The sequence below is a fragment of the Collinsella tanakaei genome, from assembly GCF_016902615.1.
Taxonomy (GTDB): Bacteria; Actinomycetota; Coriobacteriia; order Coriobacteriales; family Coriobacteriaceae; genus Collinsella; species Collinsella tanakaei_A.
This window is the reverse complement of the sequence record NZ_JACJMB010000002.1, coordinates 1-14,746: the sequence shown is the minus strand read 5'-3', so window position 1 is coordinate 14,746 and position 14,746 is coordinate 1. Positions and strand designations below refer to the sequence as shown.

Genomic DNA, 14,746 nt, shown 5'->3' with positions numbered 1-14,746 from the left:
CAAAGATTTACTCGCCGTGGCGCGTCTTCACGTCCTCGATGGACAGGGACGTGGCGGCCTCGTTGAGCTCGTCAAAGCTCAGGTCCGCGAGCTCCTTGATCTCGTCATCGGTGTAAGGATCGTCGTCCACGAAGTACTTCTCGTAGTCCTCGTACTCGCCCACGGAGGACACGAAGACGTAGGGGAAGGAGATGTCCAGGCCGAACTCGCCCTGCTTGGGGACGAAGTCCTCCTTGCCCTGGATGGCGTTGTAGACCATGAGCAGGGCATACAGCGGGTCGCAGAAGTGACCACCGGACTCGCAGTACATACCGCCGGTCTCGAGCTGCTCCTTGAGGTCCTCGAGGAAGTCGGTGGAGGCGACGCGGATGGTACCGGTCTTGCCCATGTTGGCGAGCTGGCCCACGGAACCGACGAGCGGGTCGCCGCCGCCGCCGGCGACGATCAGGGCATCCATGTCGGGATAGTTGTTCACGAACTGCTGCGTGACCTTGGCGCCCTCGGAGGAGGAGGTGTTGGCGTAGACCGGCTCGGTCATGGTCACCGGGTCATCGGGGTGCTCGGCGTTCCAAGCGTCGACGCCGTTCTGGTAGCCGATCCAGCGCTGCTGGAACGTGGCGTCGCCGACGGTCCAAGCCTCGAGGCAGATGTTGCGGGCGCCCTTCTGGATGCCCTCGTAGGCATCGGGGTTGTCCATGGTGAGCAGCTCGACGAGCTTCTCGCCGTTGCCAACCTCGTCCTCGTGGACGGCGCCGACATAGTACTGGGAGTTCTGAGCGGTGGCGTAGACCTCAGGGCTGTTCTCCTCGTTGATGATGCGGTAGAACTGGGCCAGGTAGACCTGGTTCTGGTCGCAGGTGGAGATAGCGGCCTGCATCTCGGAGTCAGCGGAGTTGCAGACGACGATGCCCTGGCAGTCGGCGGCGCACAGCGTCTCGATGGACGCGGTGACCTGCTCGGAGACGTGACCCTGGTCGACGTAGGTAAGGTCGATGCCAAGGATGCCGGCGGCCTTATCGAGGATGTTCTTGGACAGGGAACCCAAAGCGTCAGTGGAGCTCCAGATGGAGACGCCGATCTTAACCTTTTCGCCGGAACCGCCAGCAGAGCCGGAACCGCTCTCGCCGCCGCTGCAGCCTGCAAGCGCGCCAGCGGTCAGACCGAGACCGGCGGTCGCTGCACTCAACTTCACGAAGTTGCGCCTCGATACCTCTTTCATGGGATACCCCTTCCATTAACCTCCCGCAGCCTTCCTGCGCAGCGGGAAACCTAAAGGCCAAAACCTCTGTGCCGTCAGGGCGCATGCACGCCCGCGTCACGTGTCCGGCGGCACGCAGCTAAACATTTGCTAAACGCTTTGCCGAACATCGACAAAAATATTTATATGACGAGTGAGCAGAAATGGGGTGTACTAACCCATGAACGGTATTTTTTGTTTGGTAAACGGTTTGTCTAGTTTTGCTGTATGTTATTAGGTATGAACCTACTGCCCTGTACATAGATTTACCAGTTCAGCGGTCTACCAGCCGATATTTCGCTGAGAACCCATTTATCTACCGTTCACGGGTTGTTCGTGTTTCAGCTGCACACATAAGGTACATAAGCGTTACACTTCAAATGTTTAGTAAATGTTTAGCTGAAGGAGGGGAGCATGTCCGGATCGAAAGTGAGCGTCCGTGAAATCAGCCGACGCACCGGGTACTCCCCCGCAACCGTTTCGAACGCCCTCAACAACAAGCGCGGGGTGAGTGAGGAGACCGCCTCGGAGATCCGCAGGGTCGCCGCCGACATGGGATACCGCCGCCCCGCGAAGCTGCGCCAGGTCCAGTTCGTCATGGGCCGCAACTCCGGCCGCATGCTCGACGAGGGGTCGTTCCGTCTGGCGGTCGTCAACGGCGTCGAGGAGGAGGCCCGCGTCAACGGCCTGACCGTCTCCTACACGACCGTCGAGCTCGCCGACAGCGAAACCTGCCAGCGCGAGCTCGCCGCCATCATGAGCGACCCGACGGCGGGCATCATCCTGCTCGGCACCGAGATGACGCAGCGCGACTACGACCTGTTCGCGCACGCCCCCGTGCCGCTTGTGCTCGTGGACGGCCAGAGCGACACGCATTTCATCGAGTCGATTCTGTTCTCCAACGAGGGATCGGCCTACCGCGCCGTGCGCTACCTCGTGCGCAAGGGCCATCGCGAAATCGGGTATTTGGCCGGCAAGCTCCGCATCCGCAACTTCCCGCTGCGCGAGCGCGGCTACGAGCGTGCCCTTGCCGAGGCGGGCGTGCGGCCGGACCCCAAGTACCGCGTGTCACTCGGCACCGACAAGATGGAGAGCGCCTACCGCGACATGCTCGCCTGGCTCGAAGCCAAACCGGGCATGCCCACCGCGTTTTTCGCCGAGAACGACGCGCTGGCTGTGGGCGCCATGAAGGCCCTTGCCGAAATGGGCTACGACATTCCCGGTGACGTCTCCATCGTGGGATTCGACGACGTCGAGTTCGCCGGCATCGTGCACCCGGCGCTCACCACGGTACACGTTCCGCGCACCGACCTAGGCCGTATCGCCGTGCGCAAGCTCATCGAGCAGGTGGAGCGCCCCACGACCTACACCTGCGTGACGCACCTGAGCACCGCCTTTGTGGAGCGCGAGAGCGTGCGGTCGCTGATCTAGGGAAACACCGAGTAAAGTCTTTAGCGGCAGGCCGGTTGCGACGAGTCGGACGCGAGTAACAAGCGAAGAGGACGCAGTCCGAACCCGCAGGCACCCGCCACACAGATACGGGCGCAACCGGAGGGTTGCAAGCTCCGGTCGCGCCCTATGCACATGTCGGGAAGCCCAACAGGTGTCCTCTCTATAGTCCTTATTCCACCGTGACGCTCTTCGCGAGGTTGCGCGGCTGATCGACATCGCATCCGCGCAACACCGCCACGTCGCGCGCGAGCAGCTGCAGCGGCACAGTCGCCGTGATGGCGGAAAAGGCGTCGCGCACGGGCGGGATGTAGATGACGTGGTCGGCGATGGCGCGGATATCCTCGTCACCCGCCGTTGCGATGGCCACGATCATCGCGCCGCGCGCCTCGCACTCCTTCAGGTTCGACACGACCTTGTCGTATGTAGGACTTCTCGTCGTGACCGCGATGACCGGGAAGCCCGGGTCGATCAAGGCGATGGGACCGTGCTTCATCTCGCCGGCCGCATAGGCCTCGGCGTGCAGGTAGCTGACCTCTTTGAGCTTGAGCGCACCCTCGCAGCTGATGGCAGCACCCATGCCGCGCCCCACGAAGAGCGCCGAGTGCGCGTCGCGACAGGCGAGCGCCGCCTTGTGCACAGCCTCGACCTGCGTATCCAAGATCCACTGGATTTGCGCCGCCGTGTCGCCGAGCTCGTGGAAGAGCATGCGAACCTGCCTGGTCGTCAGGCGGCCCTTCACCTGGCCGAGCAGCATAGCGAGCAGCGTCAGGCTCACCACCTGGCCGATGAAGCTCTTGGTGGACGCGACGGCGATCTCCTTGTTCGCCTTGGTGTAGATGACGCCGTCGGACTCGCGCGCCACGGGCGACCCCACGACGTTGGTGATGCCGAAGACCTTCGCGCCCTTGATGCGCGCGTCGCGGATGGCAGCGAGCGTATCGGCCGTCTCGCCGGACTGAGACACGGCGACCACGAGCGTGGAGGGAGTGATGATGGGGTTGCGGTAGCGGAACTCGCTTGCCGCCTCGACTTCGCAGGGGATGCGCGCCCAGCCCTCGATGAGGTTCTTGGCGATAAGGCCCGCATGGTAGCTCGTGCCGCACGCGATCACGTAGACGCGGTCGATGAGGTCGAGCTCCTCGAAGCTGAGGCCGAGCTCGTCGATATCGAGCTCGCCGGAGGGGCTCAGGCGCCCTACGAGCGTGTCGCGCACGACGCGCGGCTGCTCGTAAATCTCCTTCAGCATAAAATCAGGGTAGCCGCCCTTTTCCGCCGTATCGATATCCCAGTCGATATGCGTGACCTCGGGCTCGATGCACGCGCCCTCGGCGTCGGTGTACTCGATGCCGTCCGGGGAGAGGCGGGCGAACTGGCCGTCCTCCAGCACGACGACGTCGCGCGTGGCGTCGATCAGGGCGATGACGTCGGAGGCCACATAGCTGCCGCGCTCGCCGCGACCGACGACGATGGGGCTGTCCTTACGGGCGACCGCGATGACGCCCGGCTCGTCGGCGCACACGACGGCGATGCCGTAGGCGCCGACCACGCGCGTACAGGCCGCGCGCACGGCGGCCATGAGGTCATGCTCGCGCGCATAGGCCTCCTCGATCAGGTGGGCGAAGACCTCGGTGTCCGTCTCGCTCGCGAAGCGGTGCCCGCGCTCCTCGAGCTCGACGCGCAGTTCGGCGAAGTTCTCGATGATGCCGTTGTGAACCACGGCGATGCGATGGTCGCAGCTCACATGCGGGTGGGCGTTCGCCTGCGTGGGGCGGCCGTGCGTGGCCCAGCGGGTATGGCCGATGCCGCAGGTGCTCGCATCGTCACGCGCGACGAGCTCGCTTTCGAGCCCCGCTACCTTACCCGTCCGGCGCACCACGTCAAGTTCGCAGGAGCCGGCATCGCCCATGCGCTCCAGCGCGACGCCCGCAGAGTCGTAACCACGGTATTCCAGGCGTTTCAGCCCGTCGGTCAGAATGCTCTTCGCCGTATCGGCCCCCGTGTATCCGACGATTCCGCACATGGGCACCTCCCTTCCGACAACGCATGCTGCACGCGTCATCGATGTTCTCGTCTGCATTGGTGCGCCTATTGTACGGAAACGCTGCCGTGACTGGTATGCAATTCGGAATACCACATGAAGTACAGATAGATGAACCGATTGGCAAGACCTGCACGGGGTATATCGGCCATGCATAATTGAAGCGGTACAATTGCAAACACGATGCACCATTTCGCACCAAGGAGGAAGCGTGAGCAAGGTAACGATCGGCGACGTCGCGCGCGAGGCGGGCGTGGCGCTCGGCACGGTATCGAATGCGCTCAACCACCCCGAGAAGGTGCGCGCCGAGACGCTCGCCGCGGTGAACGAGGCCATTCGCAAGCTCGGGTACGCCCCCAACCAGAGCGCACGGCTGCTCGCCGGCGGCACGAACCCCACCTTCGGCCTTGTGGTGCCCCAGCTGAACCACGGCCTCAGCCTGCAGATCGCCAGCGGCGCCAGCGTCGAGGCCAACCGCCAGGGCTATGGCCTGCTGATCGCCACCGCCAACGATGACGCCGACACCGAGGAGCGATACATGCGCTATTTCGCCGGCACGCAGGTCTCAGGCGTGCTCGTGCAGCAGGCGAGCACGCGCCCATCGGCGACCGGCCGCGTCCCCATCGTCCACCTCGAGACGGTAAGCGACGCGGCGGGCTACTACGTCGCCTCCGACGCCCGCGCGCAGGGTGCCCTCATCGCCGGCCACCTGGCCGCGCTCGGCATCCGCCGGCTCGCCGTCATAGGCGCCGCGGCAACGGATCGCCTAGCGCAGCGCCTGGTCGGCATCGAGCGCACCATGGAGCTTCACCCTGAGATCGAGCTCGTGGTCATGAACGAGGGTACCGCAGACCTTGCCGCCGAGGGCTTCGAGCTCGGCCGGCGCCTGGCCGAGCTGCCGGCCGGCGAGCGGCCCGATGCGGTCTGCGGCCTGACGGACGTACTCGCGGTCGGCGCCATCGCCGGCATCACGCAGGCGGGCCGCTCCGTCCCCGACGACATCGCCGTGGCCGGGTGCGATGGCAACCCGCTCGCCTGGGGCGGCAACATCCCGCTCACCACCTGCGCCCCAATCGGCTACGAGATCGGCCGGCGCGGCATCCATTTCCTGCTTGCCCAGATCGAGGCGGCGAAGACCCCCGCCGGGCGCGCCGAACTCGCGACCGAAAACCACCAGGAGCTCGTGCGCCCCTTCATGCTCACGCGGGCGAGTACCGTCGGCGCCTCCACCCTGCAGGCAACCGACGCCATCTCGCTCAACCTCGGCACCTACCTGTAGCGCATGCGGGAACCGTACGGTGCGACCGGCCCGCCGAGGCTCCGCCGGACCGCACACGTTCGCTTCCGCAGAAAGGCAGTCATGGACGACAAGCTCTCGCACCTCGTTGACATCCTCGCAGACATGGGCACGATCGGCATCGGATACTCGGGCGGCGTTGACAGCACGTACCTCGCCGCCATCTGCGCGCACCACCTGCCCGAGCGCGCCATGCTGCTGCATCTCGATAACCCGCTTGCCACAACGCCCGAGCGCGCGGCGTTCGAGCGCGACGCGCGCAGCTTCGGCCTGCCCGTGGTACGCATCCCCTTCGACGCCCTGAACGTGCCCGAGATCGCGGCGAATCCTGCAGATCGCTGCTACCACTGCAAGCATGCCGGTTTCGCCAAGCTCACAGACGTCGCGCGCGAGCGCAGGTGCGACACGGTCGTCGACGGCAGCAACGCCGACGATGCGGGCGACTATCGCCCCGGCATGCGGGCGCTGGTGCAGCTGGGCGTCCGCAGCCCCCTTATGGAAGCGGGCATCACCAAGGCGGAAGAGCGCGAGCAGCTGCGCGCATGGGGCCTTGACGTATGGAGGCTGCCCGCCGGCGCCTGCCTGGCCACGCGCATCCCCTGCGGCGTGACGCTCACCGCGCGCGACCTCGAGACCGTGCGTGCCTGCGAGGACCGCCTGCACGACCTGGGGCTTGCCCATGTGCGCGTGCGCCTGCGGGACGGCGCCGCCCAGGTGTCGGCGGCGCCTGAGGACCTCGAGCGCCTGCGCAGCCTCGGCGGCACGCCTGAGGCGGCCGGCGTCCTGCTACCGGATCAGATTCGCCGCCAGCTTATCGAGCGCGGTGCCGGCGCGGTCGATAAGCTGGCGGTCCCCTATGTCCACGGGGCCCTGAGCGCAGGCGATGCGGGCGGTGTTGAGCAATGTCCGCAGCCTGTGAAGAGCGCGTAAGGTCTTCCTGACACTTGGAATCCGCACGCCCCCGCGCGACGCCTTGGGGTATCGTTGGCGCGGCTGCAGCCGGGCTGCAGCTCGCGGGAAGCGTACCCGCGCTCCTCGCGGTTCGCAATCGAAAGGGGGCACCTATGGTCGAGTGCTACATGACCGGGCTTGACGGCACGATGTCGAAGATCGATATGCCGGAAGCCGGATGCTGGATCAACGTCGTTGAACCCACAAGGGAGGAGAGTACCTGGCTCGAACAAACAGTAGGTATCGCCCCCGAATTCGTGCGCTCCGCGCTCGATGAGGAGGAGACCTCCCACATCGACTACGACGAGGACATCAACCAGACCCTCGTCATCGTGGACTACCCGAGCGCAGAGGACGTGGAGGACATGCAGGATCCTTCCATGCTGCAGTACACCACGCTGCCCATCTCCATCATCTTCCTGCGTGACCGCAACATCATCGTCACGGTGAGCCTTCAGGAGAGCCCCATCGTGCAGGACATGGCGCAAGGGCGCGTGCGCCAGGTGAACACGCGCATGCGCACGCGTTTTTTGCTGCAAATGCTGCTACGCATCTCCCAGAGCTATCTGGTGTGCCTGCGCCGCATCGACCGCCTCTCCACCAAGACCGAGCAGCACCTCTACGGCTCCATGCGCAACGAGGAGCTGCTGCAGATGCTCTCGCTCGAGAAATCGCTCGTCTACTTCTCGACGTCGCTCAAGAGCGCCGAGGTCACGCTCAACAAGATCATGCACGGCCACATGATCACCCTCTACGAGGAGGATCAGGACCTCATGGAGGACGTCATGATCGAGGTGCACCAGGCGCAGGAGATGTGCAACATCTACAGCAACATCCTGTCGGGCACCATGGACGCCTACGCGAGTGTTATCTCGAACAACCTGAACATCGTCATGAAGGTGCTGACGGTCATCACCATCGTCATGGCGATCCCCAACATCGTGTTCGGCTTCTACGGGATGAACGTCAGCCTGCCGTTCGAGGGCGTGCCGTTCGTGGGGACCTGGGTGTTCCCCACGCTCCTCGCCGCCGCGGCCTGCGTCGTCGCCGCATACATCTTCAAGCGCAAGGGCCTGTGGCGCTGACGCGAAGGCCCGCAGGGACAGGGGCGCGGGCGGTGCCAACCTGCGGTTGGGGCGGTCTGGAGACGGGGTGGAGCGCGACGAGGTCATGGTAGAGTGGCTCAGATCGAGAGGAGCTTCATGACTTCACCGCGCATCCGCATCATCTCCTGCACGTCCGCCCTGGCGCTCGCACTCGCCCTCGGCGGCGCATGCGCCCAGCCCGCCTGGGCGAGCAGCTTCACCGACGTTCCCGCCGACCACTGGGCCGAGACCTCGGGCATCATCGATCGGGCCGTCGCGCAAGGGATCATCAAGGGATCCGACAACGGCGACGGCACGATGTCTCTCCGGCCCGACAGCCCCATCACCCGCGCCGAGGCAGCAACCATGCTCATGCGCATCGCGGGGGCCGACGAGGGGGACTATTCGGGCATCAACCGGACCCCGTTCGTCGACGTGCCGGCAGGCCAATGGTATATCCCGGCCATCAACTGGGCTGCCGAGACGGGGGTCCTCACCGGCAGCGACGGCTTCGTGCGCCCCGGCGACCCGATCACGCGCCAGGAATTCGCCTGCATGCTGACCAAGTACCTCGCGAACGTCGCCCACACCGAGGCCTCTGGCGATGAATCCCGCCTTGCGGGCTACCCCGACCAGCACCTCATCGCCTCCTGGGCGCGGCCCGCCATGGCGTGGGCCGTCACGGAGGGCATCTTGGGCGGAGGCGCCCGGCTGTCGCCTGAGGATAGCGCCACGCGCGCCGAGACGGCGAAGATGCTCGTCGTCTTTAGCGACCTCATCGACGCACTGCCGGACGGCGACGGGTCGAGCGACTCCGGCATCGACACCTCATCTTCCTCCGCAGTCGAGATCGCCCTGCGATTCGAGGGCTATCCGTACAGCTATGGAGGCGCGTCGCCCGAGACGGGCTTCGACTGCTCCGGCCTCGTCATGTACGCCTATTCCCAGATCGGCATCTCGCTGCCCCACAGCGCCGGCGCCCAGCTCGAGCTGCTCCGCGCGAACGGCAAGCGCTTCGTGACCGACGCCGCCGACCTGCAGTACGGCGACCTCGCGTTCTTCCCGGGCCACGTGGCGTTCTACATCGGAGACGGCCAGGTCTTCGGCGCACGGCGGGAAGGCGTGCCCGCGTCCGCCGGCAACCTGGAATGGTTCGGCACGTTCCTGGGCGGCGGCCAGTTCTGACACCGCCCTTCACGTAAACCGTCAGGCACGATCGCCCCCGACGCCCCGCGAGGCGCCGGGGGCGATTACCATAAGGGGGCGGATTCGGTCGGCCTCGTGGAGGGGAGCGCACATGGACGCGAAGGACAGGCAACCGGTCATCGACCCTGGCGCGCATATCGCGCAGGGCGCCGTCGTGCGCGGCGACGTGCGCATCGCCCGCGACGCGAGCATCTGGTACAACGCCGTCTTGCGAGGTGATGTCGACGGTATCTCCGTCGGCGAGGGCTCGAATATCCAAGACGGCTGCGTGGTGCACGTGGATGCCGGGGCACCGGTGCGCATCGGCGCCCACGTCACGATCGGCCACGGCGCCATCGTGCATGGGTGCACCATAGGCGACGCTTCTCTTGTCGGCATGGGCGCCATCATCCTGAACGGCGCCGTCATAGGCGAGGGCTGCATCGTGGGCGCCGGCGCCCTCGTCACGCAGGGCAAGCATATCCCCGCGGGCACGCTCGTCATGGGGAGCCCCGCCCGCACCATCCGCGCCGTCACCCCCGAGGAGCGCGAGCACAACCTCGCGAACGCGCGCGCCTACGTCGACGAGGCCCGCGCGCAGCTCCCCTAACGCGCCCCGACGCGCACGCACGGGCCCCGAGCCGGTCGGCCACGGCCCGCTCGAGGCCCTTACCGCCCCGAGGACAGCAGTGCGAGCACGTCGTCGCGCGTGAGCTCCGTCGAGCGCACGCCCTCGCCCGACAGGAGCCCTTCGGCCAGCTCGCGCTTGGACTCCTGCATGCTCAAGATCCGCTCCTCGATCGTGTCGGCGCAGATCAGCTTGTAGACGGAGACGGCGCGCTCCTGCCCGATGCGGTAGGCGCGGTCGGTCGCCTGGTTTTGCGCCGCGAGATTCCACCACGGATCGTAATGGATCACGACGTCGGCGGCGGTGAGGTTGAGGCCCACGCCGCCCGCGCGCAGCGAGATGAGGAACACCGGGGCCTCCCCCGCCTGGAAGCGCTCGACGAGACGGCGGCGCTCCTCCTTACTGGTAGAGCCCGTAAGCATGAAGTGGCGCACGCCCGCCTCGGCAAGACGGCGGGCGATGATGTCGAGCATGGTCGTGAACTGCGAGAACAGAAGCACGCTGTGCCCGCCGTCGAGCGCGCTCGCCACAAGCTCCATGCACGTGTCGAGCTTTGCGCTGCCGCCCTCGTAGTTCTCGAAGACAAGCGAGGGGTCGCAGCAGATCTGGCGCAGACGGGTGAGCTCCGCGAGCACCTCGAGCTTTCCGGCCCTGAACTCCGCCGGCATCTCGTGGGCGATCTGCCGCGCGAGCCGATCCTGATTCGCCCGGTAGAGTTTGTCCTGCTCCCCCGCCATACGCGCACGGACCACGCTTTCGGTCTTCTGCGGCAGATCCGCCAGCACGTCGGCCTTCAGGCGGCGCAGGATGAACGGCGCGACGAGGCAGCGCAGGCGCTCGGTCGCGCGCGCGTCGCCTCCCTCGACCGGCCCCTCGTAGGCCTTGGCAAAGGCATCGCGCGTGCCCAGCACGCCGGGCATGAGGAAGTCGAAGGTGCTCCAGAGCTCGGATGTTCGGTTCTCGATGGGCGTGCCGGTGAGCGCGAAGCGCACCCGGGCCTCGAGGCGCTTCGCGGCGCGGGCGGCCTGCGTGGCGGGGTTCTTGATGTACTGCGCCTCGTCGAGGACCACGCGCGCGAAGACGATGCCGGCATACTCGTCGACATCGCGCTTCATGAGGTCGTAGGAGGTCACGATCACATCGTGCTCCGCCGCGCCCTCGATGATTCGGCGGCGCGCGGCCTTGGGGCCGAGCACGGCCGCGGCGTCGAGCTCGGGCGCGAACCTGGCCAGCTCGCTCATCCAGTTGTAGACAAGCGACGCGGGGCACACCACGAGCGTGGGCGAGGATGCGCCCCCTTCCGCCGCATCGGCCTGCCTGCGCGCCAAGATGTGGGCGATCACCTGCAGCGTCTTGCCCAGGCCCATGTCGTCGGCGAGGATGCCGCCGAACCCGAAGCGCTCGAGCATCTCCAGCCAGCGGAAACCGTCGCGCTGGTAGGGACGCAGCACGCCGGCGAGCGTGGCGGGCACCCGGTAGTCGGCGTCGGCGTAGGTGTCGAAATCGCGCACGATCGCGCGGAACGCGTCGTTGCGCGCCAGGCGCATGCCGCGGGCCCGCTTGGCGAGGCCGTCGATGAACAGGACGCGATTGGCCGACAGCCCGTGCACGCCCTCGGCGAGCGCGCGGGCGTCGACACCGAGGCCGTCCGCCAGGTCGCCCAGCGCCGACGCCCCCTCCCCCAAGCGCATGATGTCGCCGTTCGACAGGCGCACGAACTTCTGCTTACGCTTGTACGAGGCGAGGTAGGCCGCGAGATCGCGCGGCGACAGCCCGCTGGTGTCCACCGCGACGTCGAGCAGGCCGCTTGTCACCGTGGCCCGCACGGTCAGGTTCGGGCTGTCGCGCACCTCGATGGCGCGCAGCCGCTCGGACAGCAGCACCTCGCCCAGACCGTCGAGCTCCACCAGGCCGCGGCACAGAAGGTCGCAGAGCCTCTCGTCGTCGTCCTCGTCGAATCCGGGCAGCTCTCCGCGCTCGATGCGTCCACCGGGGAAATAGGCCTCCACGGCCTCCATGGCGCGGTACTCGGCCGCGAGGTCGCGCGCCGGCGCGACGGAGGCGCCGTCGCGCGCGCCGCCGAAGGCGGGCGCGAGCTCGCGCGGGCCGCTGCCGTACAGGCGCGCCTCCCAGGAGCCGTACGCCACCTTCACGTCGCAGGACACGCGACCGCAGTCCAGGCCGATCTTGAAGGTGAACGCGGCCTCGGGAGGAACCAGCGCGTCGAGCGCCTCGGGGGCGTCCAGGCTCATGACCTCCCGCATGATGGGGAGCGCGTCCCGGCAGAATGCCGGCAGGTCGCCCGGGGCGATATGCAGCTTGGTGCGGCACGGCAGCAGGCGGGGCAGCAGGCTCGAGGCGCGCCGCGCATAGTCGGGCGTGCAGCGGAGAAACGCATGCTCGTCGGTGACGTACATGCGCGAGGCCGCCGCAAAGCAGTACGACGCCCCGTCGACGCGCAGGTCGTATCCGCCGTCGAGCGCCGGCTCGAGGCGCGCCGTGGGCTCGGGGTCGCCCGACGTCACGACCATCCGGCGCGCCTTCCCGCGCGTGCCGTAGGGACCGTCATCGGGCTCGAAGGTGATCTCGGCGCCCTGCAGGACGTCGAGGATATCGATCAGATCCGCATCGGACACCGGCAGGTCCTTGATGTCGGTGCCGCGACCCGCCTCCTGATACTTCCAGCGCGAGAGGAACAGCGCCTGCTGGCTCGAGACCACCCGCGTGACGATATCGATCAGCGCGGCGGCGCGCCCGGTGAACGCCTCGGGCACATGGACGCAGGTGAGGTTCTTGCCGTACACGACCGTGCTGCCGGCGCGCCATGCATCCACCAGCGCGGCGATGTTCTTCACGACGTAGCGCACCGACCCGCGCCGGACGCTCAGCTTGATGCACCATGAGCGGTCCCCGTAATACGAGTCGCGCCCGGTCGAGAGCGTGACCGCAAGGTCGACCGGCTCGATGCGGCCCCCATCGTCATGGGGGCGCATGTAGCGGGCGGCATCGGCCCGATCGAGCCGCCGGGAGACAAGCGACTCCATCAGCTCTGAGACCTGGGGGCTCGTGGGCGCCTGGGCGTGCGCCCTGGGCGCGGGTGCCCACGTGGCCGCGGCAACGGGAGCGGGCCGCGCGGCGAGCACCGGCCCCATCCCGTTGCGGGCGAGATACTCGAGCACGAGCGCGATCTCGTGCTTGCACATGCCCGCGTAGTTCGCCGCGGCGAGGCACGTGCAGCTGTAGTCGAGGATCTCGTCATCGGAGGCGTCGACCTGAACCTCGGTGCGGTAGCGCGCGCCATGCGAGCCCTCGACGCTGCCCGACAGCGACACGGTGGAGCCGATCGAGCCCACGATGAAATCCAGCTTGGCGACCGCGCCTCCGCGCGCGAGCGCGAGCCCTTTGTTGTACGTGCTCGAAAGCGCCGCCTCATCGCGGAGGCGCTCGACCATGCGATCCCCGTTCACCGAAACACCCCTTTGATGCGCATCACTCCTCGCATGCGCAACTATACCCGACCGGCGCCCGACTGTGCGAGCGTCGCCGCCGCCACGCCGCTCACCAGACGGCACGAACATGCACGATGCGGCGCGCGCCCGCTATGCGACCATGGGGAAGTCACCCCTATCGATTGCGAGGCACCCCATGAGCCGCTACCGCGCCGTCATCTACGATATCGATGGCACCATCCTCAATACCCTCAACATGAATATGTACCCCCTGATGCGCATCATCAAAGAGGAAACCGGGCAGGACTGGACGTTCGACCGGGTTTTAAGGTTGCGGCGTATCCGGGCATGAAGGTCATGGAGGAGCTCGGCGTCGAGGACCGCGAGGGCACCCATGCGCGCTGGGTGCGCTACGTGAACGAATACGAGGAGGGGGCCACGGTCTACGACGGCTTCGACCGCGTGTTCGAAGAGGTGCGAAAGCGCGGTGTGATGCAGGCGGTCGTATCGTCCAAGGCGCGCGCTCAGTACCAGATCGACATCGTCGCCGCGGGAATCGACCGCTACATGAGCGCGGCCGTGCTGGCCGATGACGTGAGCAGCCACAAGCCGGACCCCGAATCGCTCCTCGTCTGCCTGGAGCAGCTCGGCGTCGCCGCCGCCGACGCCATCTACATCGGCGACGCGGCATCCGATGCCGAGGCGGCGCGCAACGCGGGCATGGATTTCGGCTACGCGGCATGGGGCGACCTCACGCACACCGAACCGGCGAACACGGCTTGGGTTCTCGAGCAGCCGATAGACATCCTGGACGCGGTCGGCTAGCGCACGGATCCGCGCCCGCACGCGGCATCGCGCGCACCAGACAACTTAGCGCTAGACTTTCGTACGCGATACCATCCACAGGGCACGACCCGCCATCGATCCCGGGAGGATTCCACCGTGTACAAGGCAAAGCAGATGATCGTCATGCGCCGCGACCTCAAGATGCGCAAAGGCAAGATCGCGGCTCAAGCGGGCCACGCATGCGTCGAGGCGGTGCTGCTCGCGCTCGTGCGCGACAACCGGCTCGGCGACATCCGCGTTTCCGGCGACGACTGGATAGAGCTCGCACCGGAGACCATCGCGCTGGAAGACGCGACGTTCGATGCAAAGACGCAAGGGTTCGAACCCGGAGCCGCCGCATCGCCCCTTGAGGCGTGGTTCTCCGAAGGCGTCGCCAAGATCTGCGTGTACGTCGATTCCGAAGAGGAGCTTCTCGACCTGCACCGGCGCGCGCAGGAGGCGGGTTTCATCTCGGCGCTCGTGCGCGACGCGGGCTATACCGAGTTCCACGGGGAGCCGACCTACACCTGCCTGGCGCTCGAACCGCTCTTTCCCGACCAGGTCGATCCCATCACCGGCGGCCTACCCCTGTACTAGAC

12 protein-coding genes are annotated in these 14,746 nt (G+C 66.8%); 9 read left to right on the top strand and 3 right to left on the bottom strand.

Features of this window, described 5'->3' with window-relative positions; genetic code table 11:
- Window positions 1-7: 7 nt before the first annotated feature.
- Window positions 8-1,219 (bottom strand): sugar ABC transporter substrate-binding protein, encoded by a 1,212-nt coding sequence (locus H6A21_RS00940; RefSeq protein ID WP_204559724.1) that lies wholly within the window; start codon window positions 1,217-1,219, stop codon window positions 8-10.
- Window positions 1,220-1,651: 432 nt separating this feature from the next.
- Between H6A21_RS00940 and H6A21_RS00935 the strand changes: the two genes are divergently transcribed.
- Complete coding sequence (locus H6A21_RS00935; protein WP_204559723.1) at window positions 1,652-2,668, top strand: LacI family DNA-binding transcriptional regulator; 1,017 nt, start codon at window positions 1,652-1,654, stop codon at window positions 2,666-2,668.
- 190 nt (window positions 2,669-2,858) lie between these two features.
- Here H6A21_RS00935 and glmS read toward each other — a convergent pair whose 3' ends face one another.
- Window positions 2,859-4,709 (bottom strand): glutamine--fructose-6-phosphate transaminase (isomerizing), encoded by a 1,851-nt coding sequence (glmS, locus tag H6A21_RS00930; RefSeq protein ID WP_204559722.1) that lies wholly within the window; start codon window positions 4,707-4,709, stop codon window positions 2,859-2,861.
- 229 nt (window positions 4,710-4,938) lie between these two features.
- Between glmS and H6A21_RS00925 the strand changes: the two genes are divergently transcribed.
- The 5 genes from H6A21_RS00925 to H6A21_RS00905 all read left to right on the top strand — a co-directional run bounded on the left by H6A21_RS00925 (window position 4,939) and on the right by H6A21_RS00905 (window position 9,855).
- On the top strand, window positions 4,939-6,006 hold the full coding sequence (locus tag H6A21_RS00925; RefSeq protein WP_204559721.1) for a substrate-binding domain-containing protein: 1,068 nt from the start codon (window positions 4,939-4,941) through the stop codon (window positions 6,004-6,006).
- An 81-nt stretch (window positions 6,007-6,087) separates the two neighbouring features.
- Window positions 6,088-6,954, top strand: a complete 867-nt coding sequence (locus tag H6A21_RS00920) for an ATP-dependent sacrificial sulfur transferase LarE (protein WP_204559720.1) — start codon at window positions 6,088-6,090, stop codon at window positions 6,952-6,954.
- 134 nt (window positions 6,955-7,088) lie between these two features.
- Window positions 7,089-8,060, top strand: a complete 972-nt coding sequence (locus tag H6A21_RS00915) for a magnesium transporter CorA family protein (protein ID WP_204559719.1) — start codon at window positions 7,089-7,091, stop codon at window positions 8,058-8,060.
- A 117-nt stretch (window positions 8,061-8,177) separates the two neighbouring features.
- Window positions 8,178-9,245 (top strand): S-layer homology domain-containing protein, encoded by a 1,068-nt coding sequence (locus tag H6A21_RS00910; protein WP_204559718.1) that lies wholly within the window; start codon window positions 8,178-8,180, stop codon window positions 9,243-9,245.
- A gap of 112 nt (window positions 9,246-9,357) precedes the next feature.
- Window positions 9,358-9,855: a gamma carbonic anhydrase family protein gene (locus tag H6A21_RS00905; protein ID WP_204559717.1), complete on the top strand. Its 498-nt coding sequence runs from the start codon at window positions 9,358-9,360 to the stop codon at window positions 9,853-9,855.
- Window positions 9,856-9,914: 59 nt separating this feature from the next.
- Here the strand turns inward: H6A21_RS00905 and H6A21_RS00900 are convergent, their stop codons facing one another.
- Window positions 9,915-13,340, bottom strand: a complete 3,426-nt coding sequence (locus H6A21_RS00900; RefSeq protein ID WP_204559716.1) for an SNF2-related protein — start codon at window positions 13,338-13,340, stop codon at window positions 9,915-9,917.
- A 178-nt stretch (window positions 13,341-13,518) separates the two neighbouring features.
- Between H6A21_RS00900 and H6A21_RS00895 the strand changes: the two genes are divergently transcribed.
- The 3 genes from H6A21_RS00895 (at window position 13,519) to H6A21_RS00885 (ending at window position 14,744) form a co-directional block, all read left to right on the top strand.
- A complete protein-coding gene (locus H6A21_RS00895) occupies window positions 13,519-13,674 on the top strand; it encodes a hypothetical protein (protein WP_204559715.1) in 156 nt (51 codons plus the stop codon).
- Window positions 13,671-14,147 carry an HAD-IA family hydrolase gene (locus tag H6A21_RS00890; protein WP_204559714.1) on the top strand — a complete coding sequence of 159 codons (477 nt, stop codon included), beginning with the start codon at window positions 13,671-13,673 and terminating at the stop codon, window positions 14,145-14,147. Before H6A21_RS00895 ends, H6A21_RS00890 begins: the two co-directional genes overlap by 4 nt.
- A 135-nt stretch (window positions 14,148-14,282) precedes the next feature.
- Window positions 14,283-14,744, top strand: a complete 462-nt coding sequence (locus H6A21_RS00885; protein ID WP_204559836.1) for an aminoacyl-tRNA hydrolase — start codon at window positions 14,283-14,285, stop codon at window positions 14,742-14,744.
- The last annotated feature ends 2 nt before the right edge of the window (window positions 14,745-14,746 follow it).